The organism is Lacibacter sp. MH-610, assembly GCF_045780045.1.
Taxonomy (GTDB): domain Bacteria; phylum Bacteroidota; class Bacteroidia; order Chitinophagales; family Chitinophagaceae; genus Lacibacter.
Genome location: NZ_CP116002.1, coordinates 476,466 through 496,390, shown reverse-complemented (window position 1 = coordinate 496,390; position 19,925 = coordinate 476,466). Strand labels below are relative to the sequence as shown.

Annotated in this window: 17 protein-coding genes; 10 read left to right on the top strand and 7 right to left on the bottom strand. The window is 41.3% G+C overall.

Annotation, left to right across the window (positions count from 1 at the left end; translation table 11 throughout):
- The first annotated feature begins 16 nt into the window (after positions 1 to 16).
- Positions 17 to 1,675, top strand: coding sequence for an amidase (locus PDL71_RS02240; RefSeq protein ID WP_407524724.1), 1,659 nt, complete (start codon positions 17 to 19; stop codon positions 1,673 to 1,675).
- Here the strand turns inward: PDL71_RS02240 and PDL71_RS02235 are convergent, their stop codons facing one another.
- Together PDL71_RS02235 and PDL71_RS02230 are read right to left on the bottom strand one after the other, a co-directional pair.
- Entirely contained in the window at positions 1,676 to 1,987 is a 312-nt protein-coding gene (locus PDL71_RS02235) for a DUF3817 domain-containing protein (RefSeq protein WP_407524722.1), read from the bottom strand. It lies immediately after the preceding gene.
- Positions 1,988 to 2,029: 42 nt separating this feature from the next.
- Positions 2,030 to 2,428, bottom strand: a complete 399-nt coding sequence (locus PDL71_RS02230) for a MerC domain-containing protein (protein WP_407524720.1) — start codon at positions 2,426 to 2,428, stop codon at positions 2,030 to 2,032.
- A 164-nt stretch (positions 2,429 to 2,592) separates the two neighbouring features.
- On the opposite strand from PDL71_RS02230, the gene PDL71_RS02225 reads away from it, so the two are divergent.
- A complete protein-coding gene (locus PDL71_RS02225) occupies positions 2,593 to 3,249 on the top strand; it encodes an SCO family protein (protein WP_407524718.1) in 657 nt (218 codons plus the stop codon).
- Between the two features lie 81 nt (positions 3,250 to 3,330).
- The gene (locus tag PDL71_RS02220) at positions 3,331 to 3,747 is read left to right on the top strand and encodes a Fur family transcriptional regulator (protein ID WP_407524716.1); all 417 of its coding nucleotides are present in this window, start codon (positions 3,331 to 3,333) and stop codon (positions 3,745 to 3,747) included.
- Between the two features lie 66 nt (positions 3,748 to 3,813).
- On the opposite strand, the gene PDL71_RS02215 is transcribed toward PDL71_RS02220, so the two are convergent.
- Positions 3,814 to 5,532 (bottom strand): M3 family oligoendopeptidase, encoded by a 1,719-nt coding sequence (locus tag PDL71_RS02215; RefSeq protein ID WP_407524714.1) that lies wholly within the window; start codon positions 5,530 to 5,532, stop codon positions 3,814 to 3,816.
- A 91-nt stretch (positions 5,533 to 5,623) separates the two neighbouring features.
- Positions 5,624 to 6,211, bottom strand: coding sequence for a DUF5606 domain-containing protein (locus PDL71_RS02210; protein WP_407524712.1), 588 nt, complete (start codon positions 6,209 to 6,211; stop codon positions 5,624 to 5,626).
- A gap of 99 nt (positions 6,212 to 6,310) precedes the next feature.
- On the opposite strand from PDL71_RS02210, the gene PDL71_RS02205 reads away from it, so the two are divergent.
- Positions 6,311 to 8,746, top strand: coding sequence for a TIM-barrel domain-containing protein (locus PDL71_RS02205; protein WP_407524710.1), 2,436 nt, complete (start codon positions 6,311 to 6,313; stop codon positions 8,744 to 8,746).
- A 52-nt stretch (positions 8,747 to 8,798) separates the two neighbouring features.
- On the opposite strand, the gene PDL71_RS02200 is transcribed toward PDL71_RS02205, so the two are convergent.
- Positions 8,799 to 10,673: a phosphoenolpyruvate carboxykinase (GTP) gene (locus PDL71_RS02200; RefSeq protein ID WP_407524708.1), complete on the bottom strand. Its 1,875-nt coding sequence runs from the start codon at positions 10,671 to 10,673 to the stop codon at positions 8,799 to 8,801.
- A 176-nt stretch (positions 10,674 to 10,849) separates the two neighbouring features.
- Here PDL71_RS02200 and PDL71_RS02195 point away from each other — a divergent pair, with 176 nt between their 5' ends.
- From PDL71_RS02195 to PDL71_RS02185, 3 genes are all read left to right on the top strand, one after another.
- Entirely contained in the window at positions 10,850 to 12,841 is a 1,992-nt protein-coding gene (locus tag PDL71_RS02195) for a prolyl oligopeptidase family serine peptidase (protein ID WP_407524706.1), read from the top strand.
- Positions 12,842 to 12,937: 96 nt separating this feature from the next.
- On the top strand, positions 12,938 to 13,492 hold the full coding sequence (locus PDL71_RS02190; protein WP_407524704.1) for a 1-acyl-sn-glycerol-3-phosphate acyltransferase: 555 nt from the start codon (positions 12,938 to 12,940) through the stop codon (positions 13,490 to 13,492).
- Positions 13,493 to 13,555: 63 nt separating this feature from the next.
- On the top strand, positions 13,556 to 15,157 hold the full coding sequence (locus PDL71_RS02185) for a peptidase dimerization domain-containing protein (protein ID WP_407524702.1): 1,602 nt from the start codon (positions 13,556 to 13,558) through the stop codon (positions 15,155 to 15,157).
- A 1-nt stretch (position 15,158) separates the two neighbouring features.
- On the opposite strand, the gene PDL71_RS02180 is transcribed toward PDL71_RS02185, so the two are convergent.
- Together PDL71_RS02180 and PDL71_RS02175 are read right to left on the bottom strand one after the other, a co-directional pair.
- Positions 15,159 to 15,971: an RNA polymerase sigma factor gene (locus PDL71_RS02180; protein ID WP_407524700.1), complete on the bottom strand. Its 813-nt coding sequence runs from the start codon at positions 15,969 to 15,971 to the stop codon at positions 15,159 to 15,161.
- Positions 15,972 to 16,007: 36 nt separating this feature from the next.
- Positions 16,008 to 16,649 carry a hypothetical protein gene (locus tag PDL71_RS02175; protein ID WP_407524698.1) on the bottom strand — a complete coding sequence of 214 codons (642 nt, stop codon included), beginning with the start codon at positions 16,647 to 16,649 and terminating at the stop codon, positions 16,008 to 16,010.
- A 96-nt stretch (positions 16,650 to 16,745) separates the two neighbouring features.
- Between PDL71_RS02175 and PDL71_RS02170 the strand changes: the two genes are divergently transcribed.
- From PDL71_RS02170 to PDL71_RS02160, 3 genes are all read left to right on the top strand, one after another.
- The gene (locus PDL71_RS02170) at positions 16,746 to 18,083 is read left to right on the top strand and encodes a flavin-containing monooxygenase (protein ID WP_407524696.1); all 1,338 of its coding nucleotides are present in this window, start codon (positions 16,746 to 16,748) and stop codon (positions 18,081 to 18,083) included.
- A gap of 60 nt (positions 18,084 to 18,143) precedes the next feature.
- Positions 18,144 to 18,926 (top strand): alpha/beta hydrolase, encoded by a 783-nt coding sequence (locus PDL71_RS02165; protein ID WP_407524694.1) that lies wholly within the window; start codon positions 18,144 to 18,146, stop codon positions 18,924 to 18,926.
- A gap of 96 nt (positions 18,927 to 19,022) precedes the next feature.
- Positions 19,023 to 19,922, top strand: a complete 900-nt coding sequence (locus tag PDL71_RS02160) for an HAEPLYID family protein (RefSeq protein WP_407524692.1) — start codon at positions 19,023 to 19,025, stop codon at positions 19,920 to 19,922.
- Positions 19,923 to 19,925 lie beyond the last annotated feature (3 nt).

The following is a 19,925-nucleotide window of genomic DNA, read 5'->3' as shown; positions in this document are numbered from 1 at the left end:
GTCCCAATTCAAACGCATGAGAAAAATTAGTTTATTCCTTTTATTCGTCACAGCAGCAATTATTTCAGCAGCACAGCAAACAGATACCATCAGCAGAACTGATATTCAAACAGCCGGCAAATTATTTTCCATCAACTTTACTGCAGCCGAAATTGACAGTATGTACTTCACCATTCTTCAGCGGAATGCACAATACAAACGTCGTTACCCATTAAAGTTAGAGAACAGTGTGCCGATGAGTTTATGGCAAAGCCCGGTGTTACCGGGTATGCAATTTGAAACAGTGCAGAAGCCGGTGAAATGGGAACTGCCAAAGAATGTTTCCATGCCTTCTAATAAAAACGACCTGGCATTTTATTCTGTGCTGCAATTAGCAGCACTTATCAAAAGCAAAAAGATCACTTCCGTTGAGCTCACACAATTTTTTATTGACCGTATTAAAAAATGGGGCGACACCTTGCAATGTGTTATCAGTATTACAGAAGATATGGCAATGCAACAGGCACGTGCTGCCGATGCAGAAATTGCAGCAGGTAATTATCGTGGACCACTGCATGGTATGCCTTACGGCTTAAAAGATTTGTTTGCCGTAAAAGGAACAAAAACAACATGGGGTGCTGCACCTTACAAAGATCAGGTGATTGATGAAGATGCTTATGTGTATACAAAGCTGAAAGAAGCAGGTGCAGTATTGGTTGCAAAATTCACCTTAGGTGCCTTGGCGCAAGGCGATTGGTGGTTTGGTGGCCGCACTAAAAATCCATGGAATCAAAACTTTGGCTCCTCAGGCTCCTCAGCAGGTAGCGCCAGTGCTACGGTTGCAGGCTTGGTTCCTTTTGCCATCGGCACAGAAACATTGGGTTCGATTGTTTCACCTTCACATACAAATGGAGCAACCGGGTTACGCCCAACTTTTGGTGCAGTAAGCCGCAGCGGAGGAATGACCCTTTGCTGGAGCCTGGATAAAACAGGTCCTATCTGCCGCAGTGCAGAAGATGCAGCCGTAGTATTTTATTACATCAAAGGAACTGATGGTAAAGATCCCGGCGCAGTAAACAGGCCGTTCAACTATTCAGCAAAAACAGATATAAAAAAACTCCGCATCGGTTACGCAAAAAATTTCTTTGATCGGATAAAAGATACAAGTGCTAATGAATGGAAAGTACTCAAAGCATTTGAGCAAATGGGTGTGCAGTTAATTCCGGTGAATTTTCCTGATACAGCAGCCTATCCTTATGACATTGTGGGCATCACACTCGCATCAGAAGCTGCAGCGGCATTTGATGAACTTACAAGAACCAACCTGGATGACCAACTTACACGGCAAAACCGAAATGACTGGCCGAATTATTTCAGAGCCGCACGTTTTATTCCTGCGGCGGAATATGTAAATGCACAACGGCATCGTTATTTGTTGATGAAAAAAATGCAGGAGTTTTTTGCAAATGTGGATGTGGTGATTACACCTACCTATGCAGGAAGTCAATTAGCGATTACCAACTTAACCGGTCATCCTGCACTGTGTATGCCCACAGGATTTACCAGACAAGGTTTACCTACCAGTATTACTTTACTCGGCAATCTGTATGGCGAAGCTAATTTATTAAGTGTGGGAAGAGCTTTGCAGTTAAATACAGGATGGGAAGAAGTGCATCCTGAAAAGTTTAAGTATTAATCAAGCTTTTGCTTCCAATATCGCCTCTTCCTTTTTCAACTGCTTATCAAACACAAAAGTGCCCAGTGGTAACCACGCTGCAATAAATGCTTTGATGAATTTAGAAAAAGGCCAGTTGTAGATTTCTTTAGCATAATAAGCCAATGCTACATAGCTCACAAACAACAGACCATGCGCCCAACCCACATACTTAACGGCCAGCGGCCAGTCCCATATATACTTGAGCGGCATGGCAATTAACAGCAATACTAAAAAGGAAATACCTTCTGCAATACCTGTTTTGCGAAGTAAACGAATGACTTTTGTATTCATAGTGATGAGATAACAAGAACTGTTTAAAAAAGTTGGAGAGGATTAATGGCTGCAATCATCTTTATGGCAATGCTTTGCAATAGTGCAATAACGATGATTCAAAAAATGAGCACTTATAATCAATGCTACCGCAGGCAACACCAGCAAAAATGTAGAGAATGAAAAAGCAACAAACTGGTTAATGGTAAACAGCAGCATTCCGGCACAAAACAACACCAGGGCAGCTATACGGTGATGATGTTTTTTAAACCCATGCCATAACGTAGTAAAACCAATGATAAAAGCTGTGCCCAGCAAGAGCACTTCTACAAAAAGATTGTGTACGATGTTTACACCAAACAAAGGCAGACTGCTCATAAACAACGGCAGTATTGCACAGTGAATAGCACAGGCCAGCGATGCTCCGATTCCTAAAGCCTCCCAGTTTATTTTAAAGTTCATGAGCCTGCAAATATACATATTTGCAATTTTGTTGCAAATATTATTTTAACCGGATTTCTCCCTTTGCTGCGGCTCCCGGTTGTTTGGTGTTTACTGCAGTAGCCGGGTAAAACGATTTTACAAACCAATTGGTGAAAGTGTACTTGCTTAACTTTGCAGCAGTTATGAATAAGAAAATCTGGTTTTACCTGGGCTTTTTTGTGTTGCTGTTAGGGGTATTTTATCTCGTATTGTTTTGGGGAACGGATTTATGGCGCAAAAAGCTACCCACCCTGAGCGAAGTAAAAGAGTTTGAATTTGTGGATCAGAATGGCGATACCATTACCAACCGTAATGTGGCCGGCAAAGTGCAGGTGGTTGAATTTTTCTTTACTACCTGCAAAGGCATTTGTCCCAAGATGAATACCAATATGCTGGCGATTGCTGACACATATAAAAGTGAAGAGGATTTTATGATTCTCAGCCATACGGTTGATCCTGATAAGGACACGGTTGGCCGCATGAAGCATTATGCTGATTCGTTGAAGATTGACAGCAAGCAGTGGCTGCTGTTAACCGGCACCAAAGCCAAACTTTATGAGGCCGCAAGAAAAAGTTACTTGCTGGACGATCAGAATGATGAAACAGCAGCTATTGAAGAACAATTCATCCACACCCAGCTTTTTGCCCTCGTTGATAAAAGCGGCAAAGTACGTGGCATTTATGATGGACTGAATAAAGAGGAATTGAAAAAGTTAGATAAAGACATTCAGTTGCTGCTGAAAGAAAAATACAACGGACCACGTTTTGTAAACGGTATCTTTCAAAATAACCCGATGTAATTTAACCAAACCCAGCCTTTGTCGGCAAGTAGGCCTGTCGGCCGTTATCAAAAGAAACAAAACCTTTCTTAATTTTACTTCATGAGCGAAGCCATTCGTGACATATTGAAAAAAAACCACATGAGCATTACGGACAGCCGTATGCAGATACTTGATTTGTTTTATAACAATGAAGGGGCCCTGGCACATGCGGATATTGAAAAGAAAACAGGTGATAACATTGACCGGGTTACTATCTACCGAACACTTCAGACTTTTGAAGAAAAGGGCATCATTCATACCATACCTACTGCTGATAACTCTGTAAAGTATGCACTTTGCAAAGAACGTTGTGAGGAAGGCCATCATCATGATAACCATGTTCACTTTATTTGTGAAGACTGTGGTAAAACCATTTGCCTGGACGATGTACTTGTACCCGAAGTAAAACTGCCCAAAGGGTTTGAACCGCACCAAAGTAATATGGTGGTGAATGGTGTTTGTGATGACTGTAAATAATAACGGTAAATAAATAAAAAGAGGAGACAAGATTTTTGTCTCCTCTTTTTATTACTCTTTAGAATCTTAACTGAGTTTGTCCATTTCAGTTCTCACAAACTCCATCAACGTTTTAATATGTTCAGGCGAAAAATCAAACTTCAATCCAGCTGCTGCATAGAGCTCCGGTAAGGTTTTAGTACCGCCCAGGCTTAATGCGTTGATATAATTATTTAATGCCTGTTGCTGATTTTGTTTGAACTGCATCCACAAGCCAATAGCGCCGAGCTGTGCAATACCGTATTCAATATAATAGAACGGTACTTCAAATAAATGCAATTGACGCTGCCATTCATTGGGGCGGAAATGTTCCAGCCCTGTTGTATCAATCATTCCTGTGCTGAACTCATCCGCCAGCTTTACCCAATAGGCAGCACGTTCTTCAATAGTGTGTTTCGGATTTTCATAAATCCAATGTTGAAAGGCATCAATGCGTGCAATCCATGGAAGAATGGTGAGCACACGTTCCAGTTGTTTGAATTTAGCTCTTCTCAATTCTTCTGCATCAGCAAAGAAAATATGCCAATGCTCCATGCTGAAGAGTTCCATTGCCATGCTGGCTACTTCTGCAATTTCAGCACCATATTCTTTAAATCCTGTGAGTTCTAAATTATGTGTGAGAAAAGAATGTACTGCATGACCACCTTCATGTACCATCGTAGTTACATCATCCAATGTACCTGCTGCATTCATGAAAATAAACGGTGCGCCTGTTTCAGCTAAAGGCATGTTATAACCACCGGGTGCCTTGCCCTTGCGACTGTCTAAATCAAAACGCTTCATCTCATCCATCTTCTTCAAACAATCTGCAAAGAAGGGGTTAAGCTGTGCAAAACATGTAATGCTTTTATCCAGCAATTCTTTTCCGTTGATAAACGGTTGTAACGGTTGAATACCTTCCGGTTCAGCTTCCATATCCCATGGACGCAACACATCTACACCAATGGATTTTTTCTGTTCTTCATAAATGATTTTAACCAATGGCACTACATGCTGCTTTACTGCTTCATGAAAATTGAAACAATCCTGTGGTGTATAATCAAAGCGACCCAGCTCCTTGAATTTATAATCACGATAATTAGCAAAGCCTGCATTCATTGCAATCTGGTGACGTCTTTCAACTAATTTGTTGAAGAGCTCATTCAACACATCTCTGTCAGCATATCTTCTGTTTTGAATTTTGAGATATACTTCTTCACGTAAGGCTCTGTTGGGATTTTCTAAAAACTTAGCTGCCTGTTGCAATGTATATTCTTTGCCTTCCACTTCCACCGTCATCTTTCCTGCAATCTGTCCAAACTGTTGCTGCATTACACTCAACTCCGCATTGATAGGAATATTTTCTTCACGAAACAGTTCAATACTCTTTTTAATAGAACGCAGATACGTAAAGTATTTATCGTGGTCCAGTTGGTTTGTAAACGGACTATCCATCAACTTCCTGTTGAGCTTATCTGCATAAGGCTGCATTTTGGGTGCAATCTCCATGTAGAAATAGTTGAAGGCCTCTTCCAGTTCTTTGTTTTCTGTATCACAGGTCATACGTACTTGTCGCCAGCAGGCATCTTCGCTTATCACGGCTTCTAACTCACTACTATCTTTCAACCATTGTTCCAGATCTGCTTTGCTGTTAATTGCTTTGATGAGTAATGACGTAAAATAAGGTTCCAATGCATCCCATGTGGTGATGGTGAAATCCTTTGGCAAAAAACTACGCTCAACGGGTTTAATATCTGCTGTGTACATGATTAAGAATTAAAATGCCAGGAAGATAAGAAGACGGGAAAGATTCTTTCCGCCTTACCGTCTTCCCGGCAAACTTTTTTATTAAATTCAATTACTCTTCTTTTTTCTTTTTAGGAGCCGCTTTCTTCTTCGGTGCTTCTTCACCAGCCTCCTCTTTCTTTTCAGCTTTTGGCTTTGCTGCTTTCTTAGCCGGCTTTACTTCCTCTGCAGCTGCTTCTGTTTTGGCTGTAGCTTTTTTAGCCGGTTTTTTTTCTTCTGCTGCAGGTGCTTCTTCTGAAACTTCTTCTTCAACTACCTCACTCAGCTTCAATTCAATGCCTTTGCTTTTGATGATGCTAAACCACTTCACCATTTTTTTCATATCACTGGCATATACCCTTTCAAAATCCAGGTCAGGATATACTTTTTCAAAGTAAGCTTTCACCGCTTTTGCATCTTTCTCAGCAGGCAGGCTGCCACCGGCAGCATCCATCGCTTTAAAAATATCAACCAGGTTTACATTATCACGAACGGTGTACACTTCAATGCTCTCTAAATGAGAGAACTGGTGCTGACGGCTGCTGGCAAACTTGCTGCTGCCATCTTCCAGTGAACGTACAATAGCTCCGTCGGTTTTGCTGCTGATGAGCTCATACAGTCCGGGCAAACCGGCAACTGCAATTAATTTTCCATATTCCATAGTCATCTGTTAAGGCGTGCAATTTAGGTTGAAAAGATGAAATGGAAACTTTCTTGTTTTGAAGCTGTTCTCTGTTTAGTTTCGGGAAAATTATTGATTATGACCCGTTTTGTTTACCTGCTCTGTTTTCTGGCGGTTGCAACAGGAGTACTTGCGCAGGAAGGTTTTGGTTCTTTTCAGTCCATTAAACAGGAACCCGGAACAATCACCATTGCTACAACTGCCGGCAAAATCATTTTCCGAAATTACCCGGGCCAGATTATTCAAACCACTTTTGAAGCAGCCTCCTATAAAGGAGAGCAGATAAGTAATGCTGTTATTACAAAACCAGTACCTGCAGGCATCAAGATAAAATTGCAGAATGCTGAAAAAATTGTTTTATCAAATGCTGTTGCAGAAGTTGAAATATTAAAACAACCTGTTACCATCAGCTACCGTTCAGTTAAAACAGGCGATGAAATGTATCTCAGCAATTATCTTACAAAAGAAGGGCATCATACTTTTCAATTCAACTTAATTGATGAAGATGAACAGTTTTTTGGTACAGGAAGCCGCAGTATTGCTTTTAATAAACGTAATCAACGGGTAGGGCTTGATAATAATCCATGGTATGGTTATAGTATCAATGCAGATAATCTTAACTATTCCATGCCGTTTTATGTAAGCAGTAATAACTACGGTGTGTTTTATGATAATCCCTCCCGTGGTTATATGGATTTTGGTAAAACCGGTAAAGACACACTGGAAGTGGCTTTTAAAGCAGGCAAGCTTCAGTTCTATACTTTCTTTGGTGATAATGCAGCACAGATCATACAGCAATTCACTTCATTGGTTGGAAGAATGAGTTTACCTCCCCGCTGGGCGCTCGGCAATTTTATGAGCAGGTTTGGCTACCGCACACAGGAAGAGGTAATGAACATAGCTGCAAAAATGAAAGAGCAAAAATTTCCCTTTGATGCCGTGATTATTGATTTGTTCTGGTTTGGCGATGCGGTGCATGGTGCATGGAATATGGGTAATCTCGACTGGAACAAACAACGTTTTCCTGAACCTGAAAAAATGATTGCTGATTTAAAAAAGCAAAACATCAAAACCATTTTGATTACAGAACCCTTTGTTTTAAGCGAATCATTCAACTACAAATACACACAGCAAAACAAACTGAATACCGTTGATGCAAAAGGTGACACTATCGGGATTAAAGAATTTTATTTTGGTCATACAGGTTTGTTAGACATTTTTCAAAACAAAACCAAAGACTGGTTCTGGAGTAAGTATGACGCACAGATTAAAAAAGGAGTTGTCGGCTGGTGGGGCGACCTGGGTGAGCCTGAAAAACATCCCAACTATGTATATCACAACATGAAAGATTTTAAACAAACACGTTTGTTCAATGCTGATGAAGTGCACAACATGTATGGTCACGAGTGGAGTAAAATGGTGTTTGATAAATATGCGAAGCAATATCCTGCACAACGTTTGTTCCATCTCAACCGCAGCGGTTATGCAGGCACCTGGCGTTTTGGTTCTATTCCCTGGAGTGGTGATGTGGACCGTAGCTGGAACGGGTTTAAAGCACAGCTACCTATTATGCTCAGCATGAGTATGAGCGGCGTACCTACCATGCACAGCGATGCAGGAGGTTTTGCCATGGGAGAGCGGGACCCTGAATTGTATTTGCGCTGGTTACAAATGGCAGTGTTTACTCCCATCTTTCGCCCGCATGGAAGTGTGAACGCACCTGATCCTAAAATTCCGCAGATTGAAAGTGAGCCTGTTTTTTATGATGAGCCCAATAAAACCATTCTCAGAAAGTTTGTACAGTTACGCTACCGGTTAATGCCCTATGTGTACACTTTAATGTATGATGCTGCTGCCAAAGGCAACCCGATGGTAAGACCCATGTTTTATCATGACAATACAGACAGTAATTTATACAAAGCAACTGATCAATATCTATTTGGTGATGCATTGCTCATTGCTCCGGTACTTGAAAAAAATGCAGCCAAAAGAACTTTGTATTTACCTAAAGGTGTGTGGTATGATTTTTTTAGCCCTTCAAAAAAATACGATGGAGGAAGATGGATAGAAGTGGATGTAACAACCGAAAGCATCCCTGTATTTGTAAAAGGTGGTTCTGTAATTCCAATGCTGCCGGCTTTTGAAAACACTGCTTATTATCCCAAAGATCAATTGATACTTCACTATTATACAGCAGAAGGTTCAGCAACAAGGGAACTGTATGAAGATGATGGCGCCAATCCAAAAGCATTAGCTGCAAAACAATTTGAACTGATAAAACTGTATTGCATGAAAAAAGAAAACAATGCCGCTATGATGCTCAGCAGTACAGGATTGTATACCGGAAAACCTTTGCAACGCAACGTTGAAGTATTTGTACATGGCCTCAGCAATGTATCAGAAGTGCAGCTTAACAAACAATCATGGAAGCAATGGAACCTGCAGGAAAACGGAACGCTTCATCTGTCTCCGTTTGTATGGAAAGGAAATGCAATTACTATCACCTTTCAATAAAAACAAAAAGACCGCTGTAATGCAGCGGTCTTTTTTATCACTCTGTACATTTTTAATGATTATCAATACGCTCTGCTGCCAACTGGTAATTGTTGGGCGAGCGCCATAATGCACTCAACAGCAACTGACGCATAAATAAAAACTCCTTGGGGATACGATCATAAAGTTTTTCAAATAACTCTTCATGACCCAGCAGTTCCTGCTTCCACAATTCGGCATCAATCAACTGTAATTCATGAAACTGCTCTCTCGGGAATTTATCTAAATCCAATCCTCTCCAATCAAGATCACGGTAGCGGGGACGCCAGCCGATAGGACATTCAATAGCATTGGCCTTTCCTTTGCAACGGTTCACAATCCATTTGAGCACACGCATATTTTCGCCAAAGCCGGGCCACATAAAATTACCATCTGCATCTTTACGGAACCAGTTTACACCAAAAATGCGGGGAGCGTTAGGCAGGTCACGGCCAAACTGCAGCCAATGATTAAAGTAATCACCCATATGATAACCGAGGAACGGTAACATCGCAAAAGGATCACGACGAACTTTACCCAGTTCGCCAAAAGCAGCAGCAGTCATTTCACTTCCCATAGTAGCTGCCAGGTACACACCAAAATTCCAGTTAAAAGATTGATACACCAAAGGCATTACACTGGTGCGGCGGCCACCGAAAACAAAGGCGTTGATTTTTACACCTTCAGGGTTATCCCATTCACTGTCAATTACCGGGTTTTGATAAGCCGGTGCTGTAAAACGGGCATTGGGGTGTGCGGCAGGTTTACCGCTGTTTTTATCGTAAGGCTTTCCGTGCCAGTCAATCAACCCATCAGGTACTTCTTTGGTCATACCTTCCCACCACACATCACCATCAGGCGTAATTGCCACATTGGTAAAAATGGTATTGGCCTTGATGCTTTCCATAGCGTTGGGGTTAGTTTTGGCATTGGTACCGGGTGCCACACCAAAATAACCGGCCTCAGGATTAATGGCATATAAATGGCCACGTGGTCCTTTATGAATCCAGGCAATATCATCACCCACGGTGGTTACCTTCCAGCCATCCATTTCTTTTGGCGGAATGAGCATTGCAAAATTGGTTTTACCACAAGCGCTGGGGAAGGCAGCAGCTACATAACTCTTTTCACCTTCCGGACTTTCAACGCCCATAATGAGCATGTGTTCGGCCAGCCAATCTTCATCACGACCCATCACACTGGCAATACGTAAGGCAAAACATTTCTTACCAAGCAACGCATTACCGCCATAACCACTTCCGTAAGAAATGATCAGGCGCTCCTCCGGAAAATGACTGATGTATTTTACGGTTGGGTTACAAGGCCATTTTACATCTTCCTGTCCGGGCTGTAATGGTGCACCAAGAGTATGCAAACATTTTACAAATTCATTTCCGATGTAAGGCATTACCTGCTCACCCATACGGGTCATAATGCGCATATTAATCACCACATACTCACTGTCAGTTATCTGCACACCGTAGCGGCTGAGTTTAGAACCAACCGGTCCCATGCAGAAAGGAATTACATACATGGTGCGTCCGCTCATGCTGTTTTTAGTAAGCTCTTCCAGCACTGATTTCATCTGGTTTGGTTCCATCCAGTTATTGGTGGGACCGGCATCTTCTTTACGACGGCTGCAGATGTAAGTGCGGTCTTCTACACGGGCCACATCACTGGGGTCGCTGAAACAGGCAAAGCTGTCGGGACGTTTTTGAGGATTTAATTTGATAAAGGTTCCCTTGTCTACCAATTGTTGGCAAAGGGAATCATACTCTTCCTGCGATCCGGTACACCAATGTACTTTGGCAGGGTTGAAATGGGCGGCCATCTGGTCAACCCATTCTTTCAATTCTGGTTGGGCATTAGCAATCATATTCTTAAAGGGAGATTTTGAAAGCTCAAACATAGTATTACATTTATTGATTAGCAAATTAATAACGCAGCAAGATTAGTTTACAGCTATGAAAAAAGAGATGAGTTGTATCACCTTTAAAAAGAATTGATATTACCCCAACTCCTTGTTTTTCTGTACCGTTGAATTAAAAAGGGATTTATTACATTCGGTTTCAAATCAACCTGACTATGTATAAAAAAATTCAATGGGCCTTGGTATTACTGCTCAGTGGTATGTGCCTTACCCTTTCAGCACAAAACAAACGGAACCTACGGCCGGGGGATATCTATCGTTTACCTTCTGTGGGTGGCGGACAAATTTCACCCGATGGCAACTGGGTGTTATACAGCATCAGCACACCTGACAGCGCTAAAGACAACCGAAAAAGTGATTTGTGGATGATGAGCTGGGATGGCGCTACTAACCTGCAGCTTACTTACACGCCTGAAGGAGAAGGGACTCCCCGCTGGAGCCCTGATGGTAAGTTCATTTCTTTTATTACTGCCCGCAACGGCGGCACATCGCAGGTATATGTGCTCAACAGGATGGGAGGCGAAGCTTATGCCCTTACCAATGTAAAAGGAGAGCTCCAAACTTATGAATGGAGCCCCGATGGATCAAGGCTGGCGCTTCTTATAAAAGATGCAGAAGATACCAGCAAGCAGAAAAAGAATGAACCATGGGTTATTGACCGCTACCAGTTTAAACAGGATGTGCAGGGTTATTTGTACGACAAGCGTAAAACACATATTTATCTCTTTGATGTAAAAGATAAAAAGACAGATACGCTCACCAGTGGTCAATACGATGAAGAATCCATTAAGTGGAGCCCTGATGGTACACAACTTGCTTTTGTAAGTAACCGTACCGCCGATCCTGATAAAAACAGCAATGATGATATCTACATCATTGAAGCAAAGAAAGGTGCCGTAATGCGGCAGCTCACCACCTGGAAAGGAACTGATGGCTCACCACAATGGAGCCCTGATGGTAAAACCATCGCTTATATACGCAGCAGCAGTGAAGATGCATTTAATATGTACGACCAACCGGTGTTATGTTTGATTAACAGTTCAGGTGGAGAACCAAAATTGCTTTCGGCTTCGCTGGATCGTACAGTTACTTCACCCCGTTTTTCAAAAGATGGTAAAGAAGTAGCAGTGATTGTGGGAGATGATTGTGCCCGTTACATCGGTATTTACAACATTGGCTCCGGGGCATTTTCAGGTATTTTAAAAGAAGACCACAGCGTAGGATCATTAGAATTACATCCAAACGGAAATTGGCTCACCAGCATCAGTCAGCCACAATTACCTGCGGAATTATTTGCGGTTGAAAATGGAGTGAAGAGAAGACTCACCAAAGTGCAGGATGCATTTTTAGCACCGTTGCAGTTAGGTTCCGTTCAAAAAATTGTTTCTACCAGTAAAGACGGAACGAAAGTTTCCAACCTGTTATTCCTTCCGCCCGGCAGTGAGGGTAAAAAACTTCCGGCTATTTTTTTCATCCATGGCGGCCCGGTAGCACAGGATGAGTTTGGATTTGATCTTACACGGCAAATGCTGGCAGCAAAAGGATACGCAGTAATTGCTGTTAACTATCGTGGCAGCAGTGGCAGAGGTGCTGCTTTTTGCAAAGCTATTTATGCCGATTGGGGTAATAAAGAAGTAATGGATATTCTGGGTGCAGCCGATCATTTGATTAAAGCAGGCATTATTGATGCTGATAAAATCGGTATAGGCGGCTGGAGTTATGGAGGTATTCTCACCAATTATTCAATTGCCAGTGATTCCAGGTTTAAAGCAGCCTGCAGCGGAGCAGGAAGTGCTTTACAACTTTCTTTATATGGAGTGGATCAATACATACGCCAGTTGGATAATGAAATCGGTCCACCTTGGAAAAACAATAATTACCAGAAATATTTAAAACTGTCATACCCATTCCTCAATGCAGAAAAAATTAAAACGCCTACTTTGTTTTTAACGGGTGAAAAAGATTTTAATGTGCCTGCTATTGGCAGTGAACAAATGTACCAGGCGCTCCGCTCCAATGGAGTACCTACCGGTTTGATTGTTTACCCGGGACAGTTTCATGGACTTACCAAACCTTCTTATATCAAAGATCGGTTAGAGCGTTACCAGCAATGGTATGATAAATACATTAAAGGAACCGGCAACTGATTTTCAGATGATGCAAAAGCCCCGTTTTAAACGGGGCTTTTTTATGAATACTGTATTCAAAAAAAGCACTTATCTTTCTTGCTCTCAATGATTGCTATGGTAGGATGGCTTTTATCCCTCTGGTTTAAATTCAAGGGCTGGAAAATAACCGGTCATTTTCCTTATGATGTTCCGAAGATGGTTATTGCTGTTGGTCCACACACAAGTGGATGGGATGTGGTGGTGGGATTGAGCGCCCGGCATCTGATCCCTATCAAACATGCTTATTTCCTTGGCAAAAAAGAATTGTTTGATGGACCTTTCGGTTGGTTCTTTCGTGCTATTGGGGGCACACCGGTAGATCGGTTTTCAAAAACAGGAATGGTGCAGCAGGTGGCAGAAAAATTCCATGCACATGAAAATTTCCGTTTGGCCATGAGCCCGGAAGGCACAAGAAAAAAAGTAGATAAACTTCGTACGGGTTTTTATTACATCGCAAAAGAAGCAAAGGTGCCTATCCTGTTAGCCGGTCTTGATTTCACAAAAAAAGAAGTGATCATTGGCGAATTAATTTATCCGTCTGATGAAGAGAAAGACTTCCGGCAAATCATTTCATTTTTTGCAGGAGTTGAGGGAAAGAATAAAGAACAGGGATTGCATCATTTAGTATAATCAACGTTCTGTCTTCATAGCAACTATTTCCTAACTTTCAATCATCAACCAAAACATAATTACATGAGAAAGCTGTTTCTTGTATTCAGTTGTATGCTATCAAGTCAACTCTATGCACAAAAATTAACTCCGACATCTAAAGCAGAAGGATGGAAGAAAGAAGTGATCACCAATATCGGCAACCGTGCCAAGGATGCACAGGTGATGGTGGATATGGTATTCAGCTTTTCTGAATTGGGTTTTCATGAAACAGAAACCTCAGCTTATCTCACCAAAATTTTAGAAGAAAACGGTTTTACAATTGAACGTGGTATTGCAGGCATTCCCACTGCATGGATTGCCAAATGGGGCAATGGCAAACCATTGATTGCACTGGGCAGCGATGTGGATTGTATTCCCAAAGCATCACAAAAACCCGGTGTTGCTTTTAAAGATCCGATTGTAGAAGGCGCTCCCGGTCATGGTGAAGGACATAACAGCGGATTACCATTGGTGATTCTTTCTGCTATTGAAGTAAAGAAAATTATGGAGCGTGAAAAACTGCCCGGCACATTAATGATCTGGCCCGGCATTGCAGAAGAACTCGTAGGAAGTAAAGCATGGTATATACGTGATGGCTATTTTAAAAATGTAGATGCCTGCATTTTTACACATGTAGGCAGTAATCTAAATGTGAGTTGGGGTGATGCGGGTCAAAACGGATTGGTATCTGTTGAATTTCTATTTGACGGAAGTGCTGCACATGCAGCCGGTGCACCCTGGCGGGGAAAGAGTGCATTGGATGGAGTAGAGTTGATGAACATCGGTTGGAATTACAAACGGGAACATTTAAAACCCACACAACGTTCGCACTATGTTGTTACAGATGGTGGCGATCAACCCAATGTGGTGCCGAGTAAAGCAAGCGTGTGGTACTATTTCAGAGAAAGAAATTATGAAGATATCAAAGCCATGTATGATGATGGCATTCGTATTGCCAATGGTGCAGCTATGATGTCGCAAACAACTGTAAAGCATCGTTTGCTGGGCACAGCATGGCCCGGACATTTTAATAAAGCCATTGCTGAAGCGATGTATAAAAATATTCAGGTGGTTGGTTTGCCCACGTGGAGTAATGAAGACCAAACATTAGCAAGAGCTGTACAAAAAATGAGCGGCGCTCCTAAGAAAGATAATCGTGGAAGAGTGATTGATGGATTGGCTTTGAAGTTGGATACATTAGAAGGACCTGTGCAGTTTAGCTGGGGTGGCGGCAGTGATGATATTGCAGATATCGGCTGGAATGTGCCTACGGTTGTACTTCGTTATCCATCTAATATTCCCGGCACACCGGGTCATAGCTGGGTAGATGGCATTGCTATGGCGACTCCTATTGCACACAAAGGTGTAGTGGCAGGAAGCAAAACAGTAGCCGCTACGTTGATTGATATGCTCACCAATCCAAAAATCATTGCAGATGCATGGGATTATTTCAACAATGTGCAAACAAAAGACGTGAAGTACAAATCATTTGTAGAAGCAGATGATAAGCCTGCTATATTTCTGAACACAGATATTATGAATGAGTACCGCCCCAAGCTGAAACCATTTTATTATGACCCGTCTAAGTATAATTCATACTTAGAACAGTTGGGAATACAATATCCAACACTGGAAAAGAAATAAGCTATTTAATAATATTATCAAAAATTTTATTGAGCTCATCTTTAATGACTAAAGGAGAATTGCGGAAAAGTTCTGTTACACGAAAATGAATATCGTCACTCACATCATCTTTTCGCTGTGTTACCAGTGTGTTTATTTTTTGAAGATGAGCTTTATTAAATTGCAGGTTTGATGCATTAACATATCCTTTTTCAATCATTGCTTTTGCTTTTTTGTTACAGCGGCACGGATTTTTAGGATTGATCAAGCCGCAGCGGCCGGATACATAATTCATGAGATCCGTTTTAGCACGATGCAGCAACACCCTGAAGTTTCCAGGTGTTGTATTGAAGAGTTCTGCACCTATTGTATGATCTGCATTAAAAACTTCGCCTATAATATAAATCAGCCGTTGATCCCTGTTTAAGCAGAGCAGCATTGCAGTGGAGCAGAGAATGCGTACCTCTTCTAACTCGTCTTCTGTATAAGAATTACGTTCCTCTTCCCTGTAATCAATTGTATTTACATCAAATCCTTTTACAAATTGTTTTTCGATTTTATTTACAGGCGCACTTAAAAAATGGTTTACGGCAATCCGGTAAAGCCAGGTTGAGAATTTGCTTCTGCCCCCGAATGTTCTTAAACCGGTTACTACTTTGATCAACACCTCCTGGGTGGCATCCAAAGCATCATCAGGATCAATAAAAAGTCGCAGAGAAATGTTATAAATATAATCCTGATATCGTTTTATTAAAACCTCTAAAGCTTCTTTATTACCTGCTACTGCATCAGCAATAAGTTGCTCATCCGATAATGTATGATCGCTAAACTTCATAAAATCAATAATTAAATATAAGAAGTAAAAAGCTTGTTACTTACCGTGTACAAGCAATACCGGTGTATCAAAAAATTCATTGGCTGATAAACTGTTGTGGTAATAAGCCCTTGCATCTTCTTCTGTTTTCCATAATGAAATATGGCCTTCACTTCCCTTTTCGTTTTTTACAAATGAAACTTTTATTAATCCCTGTGCCGCTGTGTTGATTTCTTTTTGGCCTATGGAAACAACTGTCCAGTACTTCTCTTTTCCGGTTAATGCCTGTACTACAATTTCCTCACCCGTTACAGTATAGTATAACACTTCACCCGGAGATTTATATTTCTTTTTTACTGTTTCAAACCATCCGGGATTAAACCATGCTTCAGCCGTTTGTTTGCTGTTCCAGTAATAAATGCCACCGAAGTAGCTTCCACTGCTGCTCAATGAAAATGATTTGGCATTTAAACCCGGTATTTTTTCATAATCAGGAATTGCGGCTTCAAACCGTTTTATTATCATATTTCTTGTGGCATACCAGGGAGTTTCCACTTTTGTAATTGTTATTGTTTGTACCGTATCAACAGATGATCCATTCATATTCATAGTATGATTTTTTTGATTAAATAATAAGGGTGAAGAATTATACTGCATAAAAAGTACAGTTGCGGTAATCAGTTTAAAAAAGTGTGTCATATTTTGTTGTTTTGATCTTTAGACAGGATTCTTAAAAAGTGTTACAAAACCCTACGGATGTTTCATCATTTTGCCCAAACCCCGTAACTTCCCTTCATGACCAAACATGTATGTGTAATAGGCGCCGGTCCGAGCGGTATAACAGCGGCAAAGAATTTATTAGATGAAGGATTGCAGGTAACCGTTTTTGACTACGGCAAAGAAGTAGGCGGCAACTGGGTGTTTACAGAAGAAGAAAGTCACAGCTCTGTGTTTGAAACCACGCATATCATTTCATCCCGCACCTTAAGCCAGTATGAAGATTATCCCATGCCCGAAAACTATCCGGATTACCCAAGCCATGTACAATTGAAAAATTATTTTCAGAATTATGCAAGGCATTTTGGTTTACTGCCTTTCATTGAATTTGAAACACTGGTGAAGCACTGTGAACGGATGAACGACGGACGATGGTTGGTAACAACAGTGAAGAATAATATTGAAAGTAAAAACATCTTTGATGCACTGGCGGTGTGCAACGGTCATCACTGGCAACCACGCATGCCGCAGTTTGCAGGAAGTTTCAACGGTGAGTTCATTCACTCGCATCATGTAAAACGATTTTCAAGATTTAAAGATAAACGTGTGCTGGTGATTGGTGGTGGCAACAGTGCTTGTGATGTAGCAGTGGAAAGCAGTCGGGTTGCAAAGAGTGTGGATATGAGCTGGCGCAGAGGTTATTGGGTAGCACCTAAATTTTTAATGGGCAAACCTGCTGATGTGTTCAGCCATAAGATTGACTGGTTGCCACGTTTCATCTGGCGACCGTTGGTACATCTTTCCTTATACATTCGCAATGGTGATTATAAAGAATACGGTTTGCAAAAACCGGAAGGACCAGTTGGCAGTCATCATCCTACTATTAATGAAGATTTGTTTTACACCATCCGTCATGGTAAAATAAAACCAAGAGTGGATATTGAACGACTGGATGGTGATAAGGTTTATTTCAAAGATGGAACAGTCGGTGAATATGATTCCATTGTTGCATGCACAGGTTATGTCATTGCACATCCGTTTTTTGATAAAAGTTTTATTGATTACAGTGAAGGGGAAGTGCCGTTATGGTTACGGATGATACATCCTACAATTGAGAATGTTTATTTTATTGGCTTGTTTCAGCCGCTGGGTTGTATCTGGCCGGGCAGTGAATTACAAAGTAAAATCATGGCCAGGGAAATTGCAGGCAAGTGGAAACGCCCTGCCAATGTGCAGCAGTTGATTGATGAGGAGCTGAAACATCCTGACTTTAAACAAATCAACACACCACGGCATACGATAACCGTAGACCACCATTTGTTCAAAAAAAGATTGTTGAAACAATTGCCGAAGGATTATGTGAGGAAGGAGGCTGTTTCCCACGGAGTACACAAAGAAACACAACGTCAATTCTAAAGATATTTTTGTAGCAATAAATAACTCTTTGTGTCCTTCGTGCCTTTGTGGGCAATCATCATGCAAATAGAAACCATCCATACAAAACCATCGGCACCCTCAAAAGGAACAATCGTTCTGCTGCACGGCGTGTGCTTTGGTGCCTGGTACTGGCAAACCAATTTTCAACCGTGGTTTACACAACAGGGCTATGATGTGATTGCCATCAGCTACCGCAATCATGGGAGAAGCGAACAGAAAGGTTCATTGAGATGGAGAACTATCAACGAATACATAGAAGATGTGCATAGCGTAGTTTCAACAATTAAAGGTGATGTATATCTGATTGGTCACAGCATGGGTGGATTTATTGTGCAGCATTATCTGCAAAAGCATCCTTCAGCAAAAATTAAAAAAGCTGTGCTGCTTTGTTCGGTACCTGCAAGCGGCATCAGTGGTGCTACATGGCAGGTAATCAAAGCCTATCCGTTTTCTTTTTTACAAGCATTGGTTACGATGAGTTTTAAACCTGTATTCAATTCAAAGGAAAAAGCAAAGAAGCTCATGTTTGCACCAACGGTATGTGATGCATTGATTGATGACATAGTTCCAAAGATGCAGGATGAAAGTTTCAGGGCTTACCTGGATATGATGTTGTTGAACTTGCCGGAAAGAAAACCATCACCCATTCCTTTGCTCATGATAGGTGGTGAAGAGGACTTTCTCATCCGTAAACAATCACTGCAAAGAAATGCGCAACAGCTTGGTGCAGAACTGGTGATGATGAAAGGTGGACATAATATGAACCTGGAAGAAGGATGGGAAGTAGTGGCGCTACGTATTGAAGATTTTATAGCGCATTAAAATAAGTCAACTCATAACTGAAGTTGATATTCTTAAAAATTTCTTATTTATAGTGATTGCTATTCGTCCGCAATAAGTATCAGATATTTTTGCGGTATGAAAAAATCTACTGCATTCATGGGATTGCTTCTGTTTACTGTAACAGGTTTTGCACAAGTTGACAGTACTCAGGAATACAGGAAAATAGCAGACAGCCTTTATATTGAAGAAGTACAAAGTGATAAGAAAGGAAAAGACAAAGTATTACATGCGGAGCCGTTGTTCATTGACCTCATCAGAGACTTAGGCGCACGCAAAGGTGAAAAAGAATGGAACATCGGTTTGGGATTGAATGATAACAACAAGTATGACCTCTATACAGCACTTATTGAATATGAGTTTGCACCTGTTAACCGGTTGGGTCTTGAAGTGGAATTACCCTTCTCGTTTTATTATCCGGTAAATGGTGTACAGCGTGACTCTGTGCCTTCCAGCAAACTGAACAGTTTTAAAATGGCTATGCAGTATTCTTTCTTTGTTTCAGAAAAACTCAAAACCTCATTGGCAGCAGGTTACATTCATGAACTGGAACTGAGGGAATTTAATACCTACGGTAAAAAAAATATTTTCAAAGGACATTTATACAACCCGTTTGTAGTGGCAGCAAAGCGATGGGGCACTAATTTTCACAGCATGGTGTATGCAGGTCCCAGGATATTTGTACCACAAGGTGAAAAAGCTGCCCCCACCAATTGGCAGGTAAATACAAGTATGCACTATATGATTCCGGGTACCAGGAATTTTGTGGGGCTTGAAATCAATAAAGAAATCGAAAACCGCAACCTACACACCGTCATGCGTCCGCAAATGCGGGTGGGTCTTGCAGAAAACTTACTGGTAGGTATTGTTAGCGGCATTCCGCTGCAACGGAACAATCAACGGTTCAGCACATTTATACGTTTGATTTATGAGCCGGGTCACCGTTTGCACACCAAGCCAAAGTACTACAAAGTATAAACA